This is a genomic window from Streptomyces sp. NPDC048650, from assembly GCF_043199095.1.
Lineage (GTDB): Bacteria > Actinomycetota > Actinomycetes > Streptomycetales > Streptomycetaceae > Streptomyces.
Window position 1 is genome coordinate 429,214 of record NZ_JBICVM010000003.1, and the last position, 16,753, is coordinate 445,966.

Annotated in this window: 15 protein-coding genes and 2 tRNA genes; 15 read left to right on the top strand and 2 right to left on the bottom strand. The window is 70.9% G+C overall.

Annotation, left to right across the window (positions count from 1 at the left end):
- Positions 1 to 34: 34 nt before the first annotated feature.
- The 3 genes from ACGFML_RS11200 (at position 35) to ACGFML_RS11210 (ending at position 3,255) form a co-directional block, all read left to right on the top strand.
- The gene (locus ACGFML_RS11200) at positions 35 to 1,303 is read left to right on the top strand and encodes a glutamate-5-semialdehyde dehydrogenase (RefSeq protein WP_393542331.1); all 1,269 of its coding nucleotides are present in this window, start codon (positions 35 to 37) and stop codon (positions 1,301 to 1,303) included.
- Between the two features lie 75 nt (positions 1,304 to 1,378).
- The gene (locus tag ACGFML_RS11205) at positions 1,379 to 1,987 is read left to right on the top strand and encodes a hypothetical protein (protein WP_393542333.1); all 609 of its coding nucleotides are present in this window, start codon (positions 1,379 to 1,381) and stop codon (positions 1,985 to 1,987) included.
- A 137-nt stretch (positions 1,988 to 2,124) separates the two neighbouring features.
- Entirely contained in the window at positions 2,125 to 3,255 is a 1,131-nt protein-coding gene (locus ACGFML_RS11210; protein WP_393542335.1) for a hypothetical protein, read from the top strand.
- Here the strand turns inward: ACGFML_RS11210 and ACGFML_RS11215 are convergent.
- On the bottom strand, positions 3,218 to 4,327 hold the full coding sequence (locus ACGFML_RS11215; protein WP_393542337.1) for a M48 family metallopeptidase: 1,110 nt from the start codon (positions 4,325 to 4,327) through the stop codon (positions 3,218 to 3,220). The genes ACGFML_RS11210 and ACGFML_RS11215 overlap by 38 nt on opposite strands.
- Positions 4,328 to 4,457: 130 nt before the next feature.
- Here ACGFML_RS11215 and ACGFML_RS11220 point away from each other — a divergent pair, with 130 nt between their 5' ends.
- The 9 genes from ACGFML_RS11220 to ACGFML_RS11260 all read left to right on the top strand — a co-directional run bounded on the left by ACGFML_RS11220 (position 4,458) and on the right by ACGFML_RS11260 (position 9,416).
- Entirely contained in the window at positions 4,458 to 4,610 is a 153-nt protein-coding gene (locus ACGFML_RS11220) for a hypothetical protein (RefSeq protein ID WP_393542338.1), read from the top strand.
- A gap of 118 nt (positions 4,611 to 4,728) precedes the next feature.
- On the top strand, positions 4,729 to 4,890 hold the full coding sequence (locus ACGFML_RS11225) for a hypothetical protein (RefSeq protein WP_393542340.1): 162 nt from the start codon (positions 4,729 to 4,731) through the stop codon (positions 4,888 to 4,890).
- A 51-nt stretch (positions 4,891 to 4,941) separates the two neighbouring features.
- Positions 4,942 to 5,553, top strand: a complete 612-nt coding sequence (nadD, locus tag ACGFML_RS11230) for a nicotinate-nucleotide adenylyltransferase (protein ID WP_393542341.1) — start codon at positions 4,942 to 4,944, stop codon at positions 5,551 to 5,553.
- A gap of 23 nt (positions 5,554 to 5,576) precedes the next feature.
- Positions 5,577 to 7,328, top strand: a complete 1,752-nt coding sequence (locus ACGFML_RS11235; RefSeq protein WP_393542343.1) for an LCP family protein — start codon at positions 5,577 to 5,579, stop codon at positions 7,326 to 7,328.
- A gap of 140 nt (positions 7,329 to 7,468) precedes the next feature.
- A complete protein-coding gene (gene rsfS, locus ACGFML_RS11240) occupies positions 7,469 to 7,903 on the top strand; it encodes a ribosome silencing factor (RefSeq protein WP_393542345.1) in 435 nt (144 codons plus the stop codon).
- A 5-nt stretch (positions 7,904 to 7,908) separates the two neighbouring features.
- A complete protein-coding gene (locus ACGFML_RS11245; protein WP_393542347.1) occupies positions 7,909 to 8,553 on the top strand; it encodes a histidine phosphatase family protein in 645 nt (214 codons plus the stop codon).
- A 112-nt stretch (positions 8,554 to 8,665) separates the two neighbouring features.
- Positions 8,666 to 8,738: transfer RNA gene (locus ACGFML_RS11250), tRNA-Ala, on the top strand.
- A 192-nt stretch (positions 8,739 to 8,930) separates the two neighbouring features.
- Positions 8,931 to 9,179 (top strand): hypothetical protein, encoded by a 249-nt coding sequence (locus tag ACGFML_RS11255; protein WP_393542349.1) that lies wholly within the window; start codon positions 8,931 to 8,933, stop codon positions 9,177 to 9,179.
- A 3-nt stretch (positions 9,180 to 9,182) separates the two neighbouring features.
- Complete coding sequence (locus ACGFML_RS11260; protein ID WP_393542350.1) at positions 9,183 to 9,416, top strand: hypothetical protein; 234 nt, start codon at positions 9,183 to 9,185, stop codon at positions 9,414 to 9,416.
- 106 nt (positions 9,417 to 9,522) lie between these two features.
- Here the strand turns inward: ACGFML_RS11260 and ACGFML_RS11265 are convergent, their stop codons facing one another.
- Positions 9,523 to 10,881, bottom strand: coding sequence for a glycosyltransferase 87 family protein (locus ACGFML_RS11265; RefSeq protein ID WP_393542734.1), 1,359 nt, complete (start codon positions 10,879 to 10,881; stop codon positions 9,523 to 9,525).
- Positions 10,882 to 11,036: 155 nt separating this feature from the next.
- On the opposite strand from ACGFML_RS11265, the gene ACGFML_RS11270 reads away from it, so the two are divergent.
- The 3 genes from ACGFML_RS11270 to ACGFML_RS11280 all read left to right on the top strand — a co-directional run bounded on the left by ACGFML_RS11270 (position 11,037) and on the right by ACGFML_RS11280 (position 16,610).
- Positions 11,037 to 11,109, top strand: a tRNA-Ala gene (locus ACGFML_RS11270).
- 360 nt (positions 11,110 to 11,469) lie between these two features.
- Complete coding sequence (locus ACGFML_RS11275; protein WP_393542351.1) at positions 11,470 to 13,428, top strand: protease pro-enzyme activation domain-containing protein; 1,959 nt, start codon at positions 11,470 to 11,472, stop codon at positions 13,426 to 13,428.
- A 260-nt stretch (positions 13,429 to 13,688) separates the two neighbouring features.
- Positions 13,689 to 16,610 carry a leucine--tRNA ligase gene (locus ACGFML_RS11280; RefSeq protein WP_393542353.1) on the top strand — a complete coding sequence of 974 codons (2,922 nt, stop codon included), beginning with the start codon at positions 13,689 to 13,691 and terminating at the stop codon, positions 16,608 to 16,610.
- Positions 16,611 to 16,753: the final 143 nt, after the last annotated feature.

Here is a 16,753-nt window from a genome sequence, read left to right on the forward strand (position 1 = left end):
TGGCCGCGGTCCGCCGCCGAGCTAGGCTGCGGCCATGACCAGCAGCGCATCGCAGTCCTCGCCCGTCCTCGAGACCGCCCGCCGAGCGAAGGAGGCGGCCGCCGTCCTGGCGCCGCTGCCGCGCACGGCCCGCGACGGAGCGCTGCTCGCCATCGCCGACGCCCTGGTGGCGCGCGCCGAGGAGGTCGTGGCCGCCAACGCCGAGGACGTCGCCAAGGCGCGCGCCGCCGGGACCTCGGAATCGATCGTGGACCGGCTCACCCTGACCCCCGAGCGGATCGCGGCGATCGCCGCCGACGTCCGCGAGGTGGTGGCGCTGCCCGACCCGGTGGGCGAGGTGGTGCGCGGCTCGACCCTGCCCAACGGCCTGGATCTGCGTCAGGTCCGTGTCCCGCTCGGCGTGATCGGCATCATCTACGAAGCCCGGCCCAACGTGACGGTCGACGCCGCGGCCCTGTGCCTGAAGTCCGGGAACGCCGTGCTGCTGCGCGGCTCGTCCTCCGCGTACGCCTCCAACTCCGCTCTGGTCCGGGTGCTGCGGGACGCCGTCGAGGGTGCCGGGCTGCCCGCCGACGTGGTGCAGCTGGTGCCCGGTGAGAGCCGTGAGTCGGTGCGCGAGCTGATGCGGGCCCGCGGTCTGGTGGACGTCCTGATCCCGCGCGGCGGCGCCTCGCTGATCCGGACGGTCGTCGAGGAGTCCACCGTCCCGGTCATCGAGACCGGCACCGGCAACTGCCATGTCTACGTCGACGAGGCCGCCGACATCGACATGGCCCTCGACATCCTGGTCAATTCCAAGGCGCAGCGCCCCAGCGTGTGCAATTCCGCCGAGACGGTCCTGGTGCACGCCGGGATCGCGGAGAAGTTCCTGCCGCGCGCCCTGGAGGCCCTGACCCAGGCCGGGGTGATCGTGCACGGCGACGCCGCCTGGCAGCAGGCCGGCCCCGGGCTGGTCGCCCCCGCCACGGACGAGGACTGGGCGGCCGAGTACCTCTCGTACGACATCGCGGCCGCCGTGGTGCCCGATCTGGACGCGGCGGTGGCGCACATCCGCCGCTGGACGTCCGGCCACACCGAGGCCATCGTCACCACCTCGCAGGCGGCCGCCCGCCGGTTCACCCAGTTGGTGGATTCCACCACCGTCGCGGTCAACGCCTCCACCCGCTTCACCGACGGCGGTCAGTTCGGCTTCGGCGCGGAGATCGGCATCTCGACACAGAAGCTGCACGCCCGCGGCCCCATGGGCCTGCCGGAGCTCACGTCCACCAAGTACATCGTCACCGGCGACGGTCACACCCGCTGATCCGGCCCTTCGGATTCCCCGTTCTCTGGGGAAATCTCCCTGCCCAAAACGAGCGGCCGGGGCTAACCTGGACGGGTGCCGGACGACGTGGGGGGCAAGCCGTTCCCGGACGGCGAAGAGCCCGACGAGTACCACCACGGGAGCCACGGAAGCGCGGATGAGGAATTCGCTGCCGTGGTCTTCGACGAGGAATTCGTCCGGTCGGCACGCATCCACGAACCCTCCGCGGTCGAGCGGATGCTGGCCGCCGCCGAGGCGCACGCCGAGGCCGAGGCAGCCCGCTCCGGGTCCGGCTTCGGCCCCGAGGGCGCGGAGGGCCCAGGGCGCCGGGACGACGGCGTACGGAGCGCCGACGACTACGACGTGTACGGCGATTACGGGGAGTACGGACCGTACGGCCCCTACGGAGGGTCGCTGCGGCCCTACCGCGGCGGGCCCCGCTGGCACCGGCCGATGGCCTGGGTGCTGGCCGTGGTGATGGGCATAGGGCTGGTCGCGCTGGCCTTCAGCGCGGTCTACCGCGGGGCCTCCGGCAAGAACCAGAGCCCGGCACCGCGGCCCGCGTCCAGCGAGCCGTCCTCCAACGGCCCCACGGGCGTCCGGACGATACGGCCGGGCCTGCTGCCCTCCGCCTCGGCGGAAACCGCGCCGCCGTCGACCTCCACGGCGCCCAGAGCGCACTGACCGGGTACTGACCGGATGCGCGGCGGGCGGAAGCCACCGGTGGGCCAGGGCGCTCCGGTGCGGGAAACGGAGCGATCCGGCGAAGTTGGCGTCCGTCCCGGCGTTTACCAGCGCCTCGGCGGACCTACCCTAGTTGTATGACCGGGCCTGGTGACCCTCCCGAAGGGACGCCCCACGGCGCCCCGGGAGGCGGTGAGGACGAGTACCGATCCGTTGTGTTCGACGAATCGTTTGTGCGCGCCGCGCGACTGCAGGAGTTCTCCGCCGACGAGCGGCTGGGCGAGCATCATTCGCCCGCCGTCAAAGCGCGTCACCGCTGGCTGCCGCGTGCCACCGGCGGCTCCCGGCAGGCGATCCTGCTGGTGCTGCTGATCGTGCTCGCCTTCGGCACCGCCGTCTACATGGGCATCCGGCACCCCTACCAGACCCCCGACACAGTCCGGGTGCAGCCGCTGCGCTCCGCTGTCGTCCCTCTCGCGCCGGCCGGCAGGGTGCCCGGCGCGACGCCCCAGGACCTCTTCGCACACAGCCCGGCGAAGGACTTCAAGACCGGTGCCGCGGGCGTCAACCTGCCCCCGGTGGCCCGTACGGAGCACTTCTCCGACGGCCAGATCGTCTCGGCCCTGACCATCGTGAAGGACTACATCGTTCGCTCCTCGCTGGACCCGGGCACCCTCACCGGCGGCTCGGTGCGGCCCGTGCGGCTGTTGCTCGACACCGGCCAACTCGATCAGTTCGACCGAAGCGTCGCGCACCCCGATGACAACGGCCGCTACGCGGCGACCGGCTGGCTGGTCCGCTTCGATCCCCAGGAGATCAAGCTCGCCGACCGGGACGTACGGGTCAACGGCACGCTCTCGGCAGCGGAGTTGAGCCCGGACGCGCTCGACGTCACCGCCGACTACACCTTCGTCTACGCCGTGAAACCCACCGGCCGGGCGCGGACCGCCCCCGCCGCCCACGGGGTGGGCAAGGTCACGCCGGGTGCCGCCTCGCTGTTCACCGTCCGACGTGAGGTGCACTTCCGGATCGACCGGGGCGACCTGACCGACCACCGCCTGGAAGTCCTGCAGAGCAACCTCCAGGCGGGGCCGCTCGCCTGCTCCTCGAAGCCGGCCGACACCCTGCACCCGCTGCTCGCGGGGCAGGCTGCCGGGGCCGACCGGCCCTCCGGCACCGACCCGTACGCCAGGAGCCGGGCCAACCCCTCGCTCTGCGGACAGCTGGCGCTCAGCGCCCAGCCGGACCCGAGCCGTCCGATCCGTTAGGGCCGTCCGAGCCGTTGGTGCCGCCCGAGTCGTCGGGTCGCGAGCCGCCGCGGAAGACCGTGTCGCGGAGCTTGCCGCCCAGGTCGCCCGCGCCGCCCGCGATGTCGCGCACCAGGCCCATGAGCGGGTCCTTGCTGTTGCGCACCGAGTCGGCGTAGTGGGCCGCGGAGTCCCGGAAGGAGTCGGACACCGAGGTGTCCTTGTCCTCGTCCCGGCGCGGGTAGTGGCCGTCCATGATCCGCTGGTAGTCGCGGCTGGCGGCCCACTTCTTGAGCTCGGCCGCCCGCACGGTGGTGAACGGGTGGCTGCGCGGCAGCAGGTTGAGGATCTTCAGCACGGAGTCGCGCAGATCGCCGCCCGCTTCGTACTCCTCCGCCTGCTTGAGGAAGGCGTCCACATTCATCTCGTGCAGATGATTGCCGCCGGCCAGCTTCATCAGGCCGCGCATCGAGGCCCGCAGATCCTGCCCGACCAGCAGTCCGGCGCGGTCCGCCGAGAGCTCCGACTTGCGGAACCACTCGCGCAGTGCGGTCACGATCGCCATGACCGCGACACTGCCCAGCGGGATCCAGGAAACCTTCACCGCCACATTCGTCAGGAACAACAGAATCGTGCGGTACACGGCATGCCCGGACAGGGCGTGCCCGACCTCGTGGCCGATGACCGCCCGCATCTCCTCCTCGTCCAGGAGCTCGACCAGGCCGGTCGTCAGCACGATGACCGGCTCGTCCAGGCCGATGCACATGGCGTTGGGGTTCGGGTCCTGGTTGACGTACATCGGCGGGACCTTCTCGAGGTCCAGGATGTAGCAGGCGTCCCGCAGCATGTCGTTGAGGTGCGAGAACTGCTGGTCGCCGACGCGGACCGAGTCCGACAGGAACATCAGCCGCAGGCTGCGCTCCGGCAGTAGCCCGCTGAGCGTCTTGAAGATCGTGTCGAATCCGCTCAGCTTGCGCAGCGCCACCAGCGCCGAGCGGTCCGCCGGGTGTTCGTAGGAGCGCGATGAGATGCCGGGAAACCGCCTGCGGTCCCGGCTGGGTACGTTTTCGCTGCCGCCTGGGCTCTCCGTCATTGGGGCCTCCCCCTGTTCGACTGCGTGTGGTTCAGCCTAGAGGACGCCGCTGAGGGCCGATTGGATGCTCGGGCGTACGCTGGCGATCGCACCAATGCCCGTACACGCTCGTACAAAAGGGATCACATCCATGCTGCATTCGAGCATGCTGTTCGCCGCCGCCCAGCAGGTCTCCCAGGACGACGGCCCCGGCTGGATACTCCGCGCCGTGATCATCGCCGGAGTTCTGGGCGCGGTGTTTCTCGCCTGGTTCCTGCTGCGCGGTTACGGCAGCCAGGACTGACCACCGCAGGTGCCCCCGGGCGTCCGTGGGTGGAGTCGCCGTGGGCCCGCGGTGAGGAGACGCTTACGATGTGGCGGAAGGTACCGCCCGACCCCAGCCCGGATTGGTTCTGTCGACAATGAGCCTGCACTCCACTGCACAGTCCCTGGTCTCCCTCGCCGAAGGCGATCACGCGGGTGGCGGTCACGCCAGCCTCAGCCCGTACCTGACCGGCGGCGGCGCCCTGTTTGTCCTGCTTCTCCTGCTGTGGATCACCACCCGCTTCAACCGCGACCGCTGAGCCCGGCACCGGGCCCCCGTCATCGCACGGCGCCCAGTAGGGTCTGCACGCATGGGAGAGCACACAGGGCCCGTCAAGCGGCGACTCGGCGTGATGGGCGGGACCTTCGACCCGATCCATCACGGACACCTTGTCGCCGCGAGCGAGGTGGCCAGCCAGTTCCACCTCGACGAGGTCATCTTCGTTCCCACGGGCCAGCCGTGGCAGAAGAGTCACAAGACGGTGTCCCCGGCCGAGGACCGGTATCTGATGACGGTCATCGCGACCGCGTCGAACCCGCAGTTCTCCGTCAGCCGCATCGACATCGACCGCGGCGGCAAGACGTACACGATAGACACGCTGCGTGATCTGCGCGCCGAGCACCAGGACGCGGATCTCTTCTTCATCACCGGCGCCGACGCGCTCAGCCAGATCCTGACCTGGCACGATGCCGCGGAGCTGGTCTCGCTCGCACACTTCATCGGGGTGACCAGGCCCGGCCACGTCCTCGCGGACCCGGGCCTGCCCGAGGGAGCGGTGTCGCTGATCGAGGTGCCCGCGCTGGCGATTTCCTCGACCGACTGCCGAGCGCGCGTCGCCCAGGGGGACCCGGTCTGGTACCTGGTGCCCGACGGAGTGGTGCGCTACATCGACAAGAAGCAGCTGTACCGCAGCGACCGCTGACGCACCTGACGGAAGGGGCACCGGTGAGCGACCGACACGATCCGTACGTGCCGCAGGACCCGTATGCCCAGGACCCCTACGCCCAGGAGCGGCAGGGTCAGCAGGGCTACACCTACGACGCCTACGGGCAGCCGGTGTACCACGACGCCTCCCAGGGGCCGTACGAGCAGTCCTACGACCGGTACGGACAGCCGACGGCCCCCGCGGCCGGGTCGTACGACGGCTACGACCCGTACGGCGGCCAGCAGCAGCACCAGGCCCAGCAGGAGTACGGCTACGACGCCTACGGGCGCCAGCAGGTGCAGCAGCAGGGCTATGCGCAGCAGTACGACCCCTACGCGCCGCAGCAGCAGGCCCAACAGACGCAGCAGGCCCAGCAGGACTGGATCCCGCAGCAGTCGCCACGGCCGCCGTACGAGCAGCCGACGTACGCGGAGGACCCCCAGGCGGCGGCGCCCGCTGAACCGGCGGCGGGCCCCTCGGGCCGGTCCGGCGCGTCCGGCGCTTCCGGCGCCCCGGACGACGACTACCGCACCGAGCAGTTCTCCTTCATCGAGGAGCCCGACGAGGACTCCGAAGACGTCATCGACTGGCTGAAGTTCACCGAGAGCCGCACCGAGCGGCGCGAGGAGGCCAGGCGGCGCGGCCGCAGCCGCATCGTCGCGCTGTCCGTCGTGCTGGCCCTCGTGGTGGCCGGCGGGGTCGGCTATCTGTGGTGGGCGGGCAAGCTGCCGGGGCTGGCCGGGGCGGACACCGGAAAGGCCGCCGCAGCCGGCGGGCAGAAGCGGGACGTCCTGGTGGTCCACCTGCGCGACACCAAGAGCGGCAACAGTTCCACCGCGCTCCTGGTGGACAACGAGACCACCCACAAGGGCACCACCGTCCTGCTGCCCAACAGCCTCGTCATCGCCAAGGACGACGGGAGCGCGACCACGCTGGCCCGGTCCGTCAAGCAGGACGGCGCCGACGCCACCCAGGACTCCCTCAACACCCTGCTGGGCACGGACGTGAAGGCCAGCTGGCGGCTGGACACCCCGTATCTGGAGAACCTCGTCGAGACCGTCGGCGGCATCACCCTCGACACCGACGCCACCGTGCCCGGTGCGAAGAAGGGCGACTCTCCGCAGGTCAAGCAGGGCCGCGCCCAGGATCTGGGCGGCCCGGCGGCCGTGGCATACGCCACCTACCAGGGGCCCCGCGAGACCCAGACCGCGCAGCTGGAGCGGTTCGGCCAGGTCATGCAGGCCACCTTGAAGAAGGTCTCCAGCGACGCGGACGGCGCCACCGCCACCGTCAAGACGCTGCTGCAGGTGCTGGACCCGCCGCTGACCGAGGCCGAGCTGGGCAGCTCGCTGGCGCAGCGGGCGGCGCTGGCCAAGACCGGCGCCTACCGCACGACCCTGCTGCCGGTGCAGGCGAACGGCACGCTCAGCCAGTCCGCCACGAACGCCGTGGTCAAGGACGTGCTCGGCGGCACGGTCAAGAAGGACGCCCCCGACGTGGTCGCCCGCGTCGCGGTCCGCAACGCGAGCGGGGCCGCGGCCGCCACCGGAAAGGCGCAGGTCGCGCTCCTCAACGGTGGCTACACCTTCGTCGACGACGGCAGCGCGGCGGCCCGGGTCACGTCCCAGGTGACGTACGCGGACGCGAAGGCGAAGGAGAAGGCCACGGAGGTCGCCAAGACACTGGGGCTGCCGGCCGGCGCGGTCCGGCAGGGCAAGGGCGCCGCCAACGCCGACATCACCGTCGTCCTGGGCCGGGACTTCAAGGGGTGAGCGGCGGGGCGGGGCGGCCGGACGAGCGGATCGAAAAGCTTTCCGGGGGTGTCGGCGGTCCGTGAGACCCTTGAGGGGTACTCGACCGCCGCTCCGGCCGCTCCGGCCGGTGAGGCCACCCCCCGACCGGAAAGCCGCTTGTGACCGCCACGGATCGCTCCATCGAGCTCATCAACGCCGCCGCCCAGGCAGCAGCCGACAAGCTCGCGCACGACATCATCGCGTACGACGTCAGCGACGTCCTCTCGATCACCGACGCCTTCCTGCTGGCGTCGGCGCCCAACGACCGCCAGGTCAAGTCGATCGTCGACGAGATCGAGGAGCGGCTGAACAAGGACCTCGGCGCCAAGCCGGTGCGCCGCGAGGGCGACCGCGAGGCCCGCTGGGTGCTGCTGGACTACGTCGACATCGTCGTGCACGTCCAGCACAGCGAGGAGCGTGTCTTCTACGCCCTCGAACGCCTGTGGAAGGACTGCCCCGAGATCGACCTCCCCGAGGAGGCGAAGGCGACCCACGGCAAGGCCGCGGCGCACGCCGAGGCCACGGCCGGCGCGCAGGACGGAGAGCTGCACTGAACGGCATGAAACGCGACCGTGGCCGTCGCATCGTCCTGTGGCGCCACGGCCAGACGGCCTGGAACCTCGAACGCCGTTTCCAGGGCTCGACGGACATCGAGCTGACCGAGACCGGCCTCGGGCAGGCGCGCCGCGCCGCCCGACTGCTCGCCGCCCTCGAGCCGGACGCGATCATCGCCTCCGACCTGAGCCGCGCCGCCACCACGGCGAACGAGCTGGCCGTCCTCACCCAGCTGGACGTGACGCACGACGCGTCGCTTCGGGAGACCTACGCGGGCTCCTGGCAGGGACTCACACACGACGAGATCCTCGCGGAGTACGGCGAGCAGTACTCCGCGTGGAAGCGCGGTGAGCCGGTGCGCCGTGGCGGCGGCGAGCTGGAGACCGAGGTCGCCGACCGCGCCGCCCCGGTGGTGCTCGAACACGCCGACAAGCTGCCCACCGACGGCACCCTTGTCGTCGTCAGCCACGGCGGCACGATCCGCACCACCATCGGCCGGCTCCTCGCCCTGGAGGCCCGTCACTGGGAAGGGCTGGGCGGCCTGTCGAACTGCTGCTGGTCCGTCCTGGGCGAGGGCGCCCGCGGCTGGCGGCTGCTGGAGCACAACGCCGGCACCCTGCCCGAGCCGGTCCTCGGCGACGACGACTGACCTCCGCCGGTCGGCCCCCGGGGCCGGATTTCACATCTGGGCAGGTCGCAGGCTAAAGTTCTTCTTGTTCGCGGCGCCGCCGGGGGAGACCCGGAGGAGCGGAACAAGACCCGGGGCTATAGCTCAGTTGGTAGAGCGCCTGCATGGCATGCAGGAGGTCAGGAGTTCAATTCTCCTTAGCTCCACAGCCCGGAAGATCCCGTTCCCTCTGATGAGGGGGCGGGATCTCTGCGTTGTCGGCGTACCGGGGGACGGTGCCCGCCCCGGTGGGTGCGGTGCACCGACGGTCGGCCCGCCGGGTTCGGTGATAAGGCGGGCCTGACCCGGTCCGTGGTCCGTGGCAGAATCGGACGGCGCCCAGGGGAGGAGTGATCGCGATGCCGCCGAGCATCCTTGAGGAGGTCAATGACCTGCTCGAATTGGCTGAGGCGCAGGGGTATGACTGGCTGCCGGAGTACGCTCTCCGCTTCACCTGCCCCGTCGGCGGTCACTCTGCCGCCTGCCGCGGCGGCGACGCCTCCGCTCTGCAGTGTCCTTCGTGTGGTTCCCCCCATGTGGCCCAGGTGCTGGGGGACAATGGCGGTATCTCTTTCGTCTGCACGGCCTGCGGCCACAGCTGGAGCTGACTGATGGGCGCTCACAGCAGGAAATGCGACTGGTGCGGCAGCGGTACGCCCATCGTCCGTGACATGGAGCCGGTGAATGTCGACTACCAGTACTGGTGCGAGGAATGCGCCCGCGCTCTGGTCATAAAGGGCGACCCGATCGAGACCTACCGTGAGCTCGACGGAGAGCCGATCTACGGGCGGCTGCTGGACGAGCACTGCACGCTGAAACGCTTCTACTCGTTCGCCACGGCCTGACCCCGTATCTCTCGGGACCATCCCGCAGACCTCTCCGGCGCATCCGGGCAGAGCACAACTCGCCGGTGCACACGGGACGTTGCGGGAACGGGAGCGCGTCCCGCCGTCACTCCGCCGAAGGCACCGGGGTGGCACCGCCGTCGGCCGGAAGGGGACCGCGGCCGGCTTCCAGGCGCTCGCCGGGCCGCCGCAGTCGGGCCGCGGTCAGCGCGAGCAGCGCCAGCCCGGCGAGGGGATAGACGCCGGAGAGCAGCATCTGGACGCCGTTCTGGTGGAGTTCCTCGTGATGGTGCCAGCGATGCGGCACCCACCACAGCGCGAACGAGCAGAAGATCAGCCCCGCCATCGAGGCCGTCGCCCACCAGCGGCGGGCGGAGGAGCCGCTGCGACGCAGCGCCTCGGAGCCGAGCAGGATCAGCATCGGCACGCACCACACCCAGTGGTGGGACCAGGAGATGGGGCTGACCAGCAGGGCGGTCGCCGCGCAGGCGACGGTCGCCCAGCCGCGCTCGGCGCGCAGCAGCGCCCGGGCGGCCAGCGCGAGGCCGACCACGGCCGTGAGCCCGGCCACCATCACCCAGGCCGTTTCCGGCTCGTGTGTGTGCAGCAGCCGGGCGAGGAGGCCGCGCAGGGACTGGTTGGCGGTGATCTCCGCCTCGCCGACCCGGTCGGCGGCGAAGACGATCTCGGTCCAGAAGCGGTGTGAGTCGCGGGGCAGGGCGAGGGCCGCGAGGAGGGCGGTGGCGAGGAAGGTGACGCCGGCGACGGCGGCCTGCCGCAGCCAGGGGTTCCAGGCGGCGCGCAGTCCCGCGCCGGAGCGCAGCATCCGTCCGGCGCGGGCGGCTCCGGCCACTGCGAGGAAGACCGCGAACAGTGCCGGGGTGAGTTTGATGCCGGCTGCGATACCGATGCCGATGCCGGCCCAGCGGTGGGTGTCCTTGCGGGTCAGGTCCCACAGCACCAGCGCGGCGAGGAGGAGGTTTATCTGGCCGTAGCGCAGGGTCGTCCAGACCGGCTCCACCCAGACCAGGAGCGCGGAGACGGCGAGTGTCGCCGCGGGCCTGGGGAGCCGTCGGGGTCGGCCGGTCAGCCGCAGGGAGAGGTGTACGACACAGACGAAGAGCGCGAGGTTGCCGGCGGTGGCGAGGGTGCGCATCGCCGGGACGCCGAGGAGTGTGAGCGGGGCGAAGAGCAGCGCGGCGAAGGGGGGATAGGTGTTGGGCAGGTGGGCCGAGGTCGCCACCATGTCGTAGAGGTCTTCGCCGTTGCGGGCGGTCCAGCCCTCGGCGCGGTAGACCATCAGGTCGATCATGGTCACGTGTGCGAGCCGTTGCGCGATCCAGAAGGCGGTGAAGGAGAGTGCGCAGGCCAGGGCCGCCAGCAGGGTCGGGTGCCGGCGGACGAGGCCGCGGACGGGTGCGGAGCCGCGGGGGTCGGCGGACTGTTGCAGCTCCAGCGCGGTCACGGCGTAGCGCTCCAAGGGACGAATCGGGCATGGATGGTCGACAGTACCGCGATGCCCCGTCGGATGGTCTCTGCGGAACGATTTGGCAGAAGCCCGGGAGGGCCGTGTAATGTAGGCGATGCCGCAGCGGGGAACCGGGCGGCAAAACGCCGCAAGGGGCTATAGCTCAGTTGGTAGAGCGCCTGCATGGCATGCAGGAGGTCAGGAGTTCAATTCTCCTTAGCTCCACAGTAGACAGAGCGGGCCATCCGATAAGGATGGCCCGCTCTGTTGTGTGTGGTGGGCGGTCCCGCCCACCTGCGCGGAGTTTCCCCCGAGTTGCCCTGATGTGTGGGCAACGACCTGTCCGTTATGGCGAGTTGGGTGTCCGTTCCGAGCGCCCTGCAGGTCTGTTCCTGTCCAATCCTTGCCCTTCTTTGGGTTCTTCTTGGTGATCGCATGTCCCTGACATGAACGGTTCACCGAAAGAGTGGCGGATCGCGTGAGCGTCACATCCCACGCCGTCACCGCGCGTGCGGCGACGCGCACCGGCGCACCGGCCCAGCGCGTCACCACGCGGCGCATCGCATCGCCACAGCAGGGGGTCACATGAGATCAAGCCGCACCAGAGCACCGCGCGCCCGCACCGGTCTCGCCTGGGCGGCGGCGCTGCCGCTGGTCGCCGGGGCGCTCGCGCTCGGCGCGCCCGCCGCCGACGCCGCGGGCCACGACGGCGGTCGGCACACGCTGCAGGGCACCAAGCCCTTGTGGGCCACCAGCAGGACCGACCGGGGCGCGACCTCCGGTTCCACCGGCATCGACGCCCGCGTCTACCTCGCCGGCCGTGACGCCAAGGGCCTGGCGAGCTACGCCAAGGCGGTGTCCGACCCGCACTCCGCCGCGTACGGCAAATATCTGAGCGCCGCCCAGGTGCGCGCCCGCTACGGCGCCACGCGCGACCAGATAGCCAAGGTGACCGACTGGCTGAAGCACTCCGGCCTGAAGGTCACCGGCACCACCAATCGCTATGTGACGGTCCGGGGCGACGCGGCGGCCGCCGAGCGTGCCTTCGCCACCGATCTGCACAACTACCTCAAGAGCGGTCACACTTACCACGCGCCGTCGGCCGCCGCCTCCGCGCCCGCCGCGCTGGCCGACGCGGTCCTCACGGTCACCGGTCTGGACAACGCACCGCGGCTCGCCAGGCACCACTCCACCGAACTGCCGCCGCCGTCCCCGGTCTTCCGCAACTCCGGCCCGTTCTCCTCGTACTACGGCTCCCGGACCGGCAAGGGCCTGCCGTCGGCGTACGGGAAGAAGGCTCCGTACGCGGTCAAGGGCTACACCGGCAAGCAGCTGCGTGCCGCCTACGGGGCGAAGAAGTGGACCGGTAAGGGCGTCACCGTCGCGATCACCGACGCCTACGCCTCGCCGACCATCGCCAAGGACGCCGGCACCTACGCCGCCCGCAACGGTGACCGGCCCTACCGCCGCGGCCAGCTCTCCCAGGTGCTGCCCAAGGACTACTCGCACATCGAGGACTGCGGCGCGGCCGGCTGGTACGGCGAGGAGACCCTCGACGTCGAGGCCGTCCACGCGGTCGCCCCGGACTCCGACATCGTCTACGTCGGCGGGGCCTCCTGCCAGGACAACGATCTGCTCGACTCGCTCGGCAAGATCGTCGACGGGCACCTCGCCGACATCGTCTCCAACTCCTGGGGCGACATCGAGGCGAACGAGACCCCGGACGTGGCCGCCGCCTACGACCAGCTCTTCCAGCAGGGCGCGGTCCAGGGCATCGGCTTCTACTTCTCCTCCGGCGACAACGGCGACGAGGTCGCCAACACCGGCATCAAGCAGGTGGACACGCCGGCGAACTCCGCCTGGGTCACCGCCGTCGGCGGCACCTCCCTGGCCGTGGGCAAGCACGACGCGTACCAGTGGGAGACCGGCTGGGGCACCCTCAAGGCGACGCTGGCCAAGGGCGGCGGCGACTGGACAGGCTTCCCCGGCGCCTTCAACGGCGGCGCGGGCGGCGGTGTCAGCAAGACCGTCCCGCAGCCCTTCTACCAGCGCGGTGTGGTGCCGGACGGGCTCTCCGCCGTCGCCCTCAAGGGCGCGATGCGCACCGTCCCGGACATCTCGGCGGTCGCCGACCCGAACACCGGATTCCTGGTCGGCCAGACCCAGACGCTGCCGGGCGGGAAGCTCGGCTACGACGAGTACCGCATCGGCGGCACCTCGCTGGCCGCGCCGGTGATCGCGGGTGTCCAGGCGCTGGCCCAGCAGGCCCGGCACGGCGTCGCCATCGGCTTCGCCAACCCCGGCATCTACCAGCGCTACGGAACCGCCGCCTACCACGACGTCACCGACCACCCGCTGGGTGCGGGGCGTGACCTGGCGGTCGTCCGCGTCGACTACGTCAACAGCACCGACGACAGCAAGGGCACCACGACCTCGCTGCGCAGCCTGGGCAAGGACAGCTCGCTCAAGGCGACCGTCGGCTACGACGACGTCACCGGCGTGGGTACCCCGGGTGCCGCGTACGTGAGCTCCTACCGGCCCTGACGCCGGGACCCACTGTGCGGGGCCCGCACCGGGGGAATCCTCGGAGCGGGCCCCGCACGCCCTGCGGTACCCTGACGCCATGCGTGCCGTACGCCTTCTGCTTAGCCGGCCGCGCTGATCAGTCCGACCGGGCCTACCGCTGTGGCCGCCCGGGTCGGCATCGGCGCGGCGTCCCCTCCTGTGCGAGGGGCATTTTTGTTTCCGCAGAATCCGCGTCGCAGCAGCCGCTGGCAGAGACGATCGATGGAGCTTTGAGGACGATGAGCGAGACGACCACCTCCCCCGCTGCTAAGGGCTCGGGCGGCACCCCCACCGAGGTGGCGGCGCCGCACCGCTATACGGCCGCGCTGGCCGCCGACATCGAGGCACGCTGGCAGGACTTCTGGGACGCGGAGGGGACCTACCACGCCCCGAATCCGAGCGGCGACCTGGCCGGGGACCCCGCGATGGTGGCCCGCCCCAAGAAGTTCGTCATGGACATGTTCCCCTACCCGTCGGGTGCGGGTCTGCACGTCGGCCACCCACTGGGCTTCATCGCCACCGACGTCTACGCCCGCCACCTGCGCATGACGGGCCACAACGTCCTGCACACCCTCGGCTTCGACGCCTTCGGCCTGCCGGCCGAGCAGTACGCCGTCCAGACCGGCACCCACCCGCGGGTCTCCACCGAGGCCAACATCGTCAACATGCGGCGCCAGCTGCGCCGCCTGGGCCTGGGCCACGACCAGCGCCGTTCGGTCGAGACGATCGACCCGGCGTACTACAAGTGGACCCAGTGGATCTTCCTGCAGATCTTCAACTCCTGGTACGACCCGGAGGCGGACGCCGCGCGCCCGATCGACACCCTGGTCGCCCGGTTCGAGGCCGGCACCCGCCCCACCCCCGACGGCCGCGCCTGGAGCGAGCTGAGCGCCATCGAGCGGGCCAACGTCCTGGGCGAGTACCGCCTGGCCTACGCCTCCGACGCGCCGGTCAACTGGTGTCCCGGCCTGGGCACGGTGCTGGCCAACGAAGAGGTCACCGCCGACGGGCGCTCCGAGCGCGGCAACTACCCCGTCTTCAAGGCCAAGCTGCGCCAGTGGAACATGCGCATCACCGCCTACGCCGACCGGCTGCTGGACGACCTGGACGCGCTGGACTGGCCGGAGGCCATCAAGCTGCAGCAGCGGAACTGGATCGGCCGCTCCGAGGGCGCCCGGGTCGACTTCCCGGTGGGCGATGACAAGATCACCGTCTTCACCACCCGCCAGGACACGCTGTTCGGCGCGACGTACATGGTCCTGGCGCCGGAGCACCCGCTGGTCGCCGGCGCCGAGGACGGCACCGGCTCGATCGTCCCGGACGCCTGGCCCGAGGGCACCCACGACGTCTGGACCGGCGGCCATGCCACCCCGGCCGAGGCCGTCGCCGCCTACCGCAAGCAGGCCGCGTCCAAGTCGGACGTCGAGCGACAGGCCGAGGCCAAGGACAAGACGGGCGTCTTCACCGGCGCGTTCGCGACCAACCCGGTCAGCGGCGAGCAGGTCCCGGTCTTCATCGCCGACTATGTCCTGATGGGCTACGGCACCGGCGCGATCATGGCGGTCCCGGCGCACGACGGTCGCGACTTCGCCTTCGCCCGCGCCTTCGAGCTGCCGATGCGCTGCGTGGTCGAGCCGTCGGACGGTCGCGGCGAGTCCCCCGCCACCTGGGACGACGCCTTCTCCTCGTACGACGCGAAGATCGTCAACTCGTCCACCGGGGCGATCGCGCTGGACGGCCTGGGGGTGACCGCGGCCAAGGAGAAGATCACCGAATGGCTGGCGGCCCAGGGTATCGGCGAGGGCACCGTCAACTTCCGGCTGCGCGACTGGCTGTTCAGCCGGCAGCGCTACTGGGGCGAGCCCTTCCCGATCGTCTACGACGAGGACGGTGTGGCGCACCCGCTGCCCGAGTCGATGCTGCCGCTGGAGCTGCCGGAGGTCGACGACTACTCGCCGCGCACCTTCGACCCGGACGACGCCGACACCCGGCCCGAGACGCCGCTGTCCCGCAACGAGGACTGGGTCAACGTCGAGCTGGACCTGGGCGACGGCAGGGGCGTGCGGCCCTTCCGCCGCGAGACCAACACCATGCCCAACTGGGCGGGTTCGTGCTGGTACGAGATGCGCTATCTGGACCCGACCAACGACGAGGCACTGGTCGACCCGGCCGTCGAGCAGTACTGGATGGGGCCGCGTGAGGGGCAGCCGCACGGCGGCGTCGACCTGTACGTGGGCGGCGCGGAGCACGCCGTGCTGCACCTGCTGTATGCCCGGTTCTGGTCCAAGGTGCTGCACGACCTGGGGCACGTCTCGTCCGCCGAGCCGTTCCACAAGCTGTACAACCAGGGCATGATCCAGGCGTACGTCTATCGGGACGCCCGCGGCATCGCTGTCCCGGCGGCGGAGGCCGAGGAGCGCGACGGCGTCTTCTACTACGAGGGCGGCAAGGTCTCCCGACTGCTGGGCAAGATGGGCAAGTCCCTGAAGAACGCCGTCACCCCGGACGAGATCTGCGCGGAGTTCGGCGCGGACACCCTGCGGCTGTACGAGATGGCGATGGGCCCGCTGGACGTGTCCCGCCCCTGGGACACCCGGGCCGTCGTCGGCCAGTACCGCCTGCTGCAGCGTCTGTGGCGCAACGTCGTGGACGAGGCGTCCGGCGCGATCACCGTCGTCGACACCGAGCCGGACGAGGCCACCCTGCGGGCCCTGCACAAGGCGATCGACGGCGTCACCCAGGACATGGCGAACCTGCGCTTCAACACCGCCATCGCCAAGGTGACCGAGCTCAACAACCACCTGACCAAGACCGGTGGCCCCCTCTCGCGCACGGTCGCGGAGCGGCTGGTGCTGCTGATCGCCCCGCTGGCCCCGCACATCGCCGAGGAGCTGTGGCGCAAGCTGGGCCACACCGACAGCGTCGTGCACGCCGACTTCCCGGTGGCGGACCCCGCGTACGTCGTGGACGAGTCCGTGACCTGCGTCGTTCAGGTCAAGGGCAAGGTCAAGGCCCGCCTGGAGGTCGCTCCGACGATCTCCGACGCGGACCTGGAGGCGGCCGCGCTGGCCGATCCGGGGGTCGTCGCCGCACTGGGTGGCGCGGGCATCCGGAAGGTCATCGTCCGGGCGCCGAAGCTGGTGAACATCGTCCCTGCATAGCGGGCCGGCCCGTGCCCTGAGCACCGCTGGGCGCGCCATGGGGGATGTCCCCTACGGGCAGGTTGGGGGTTCTCCTGGAACCCCTGGCCTGCCCCGGCCGTTTACGGTGGAGATACAGGGCGCGGGGGACGAACCGGCGCCCA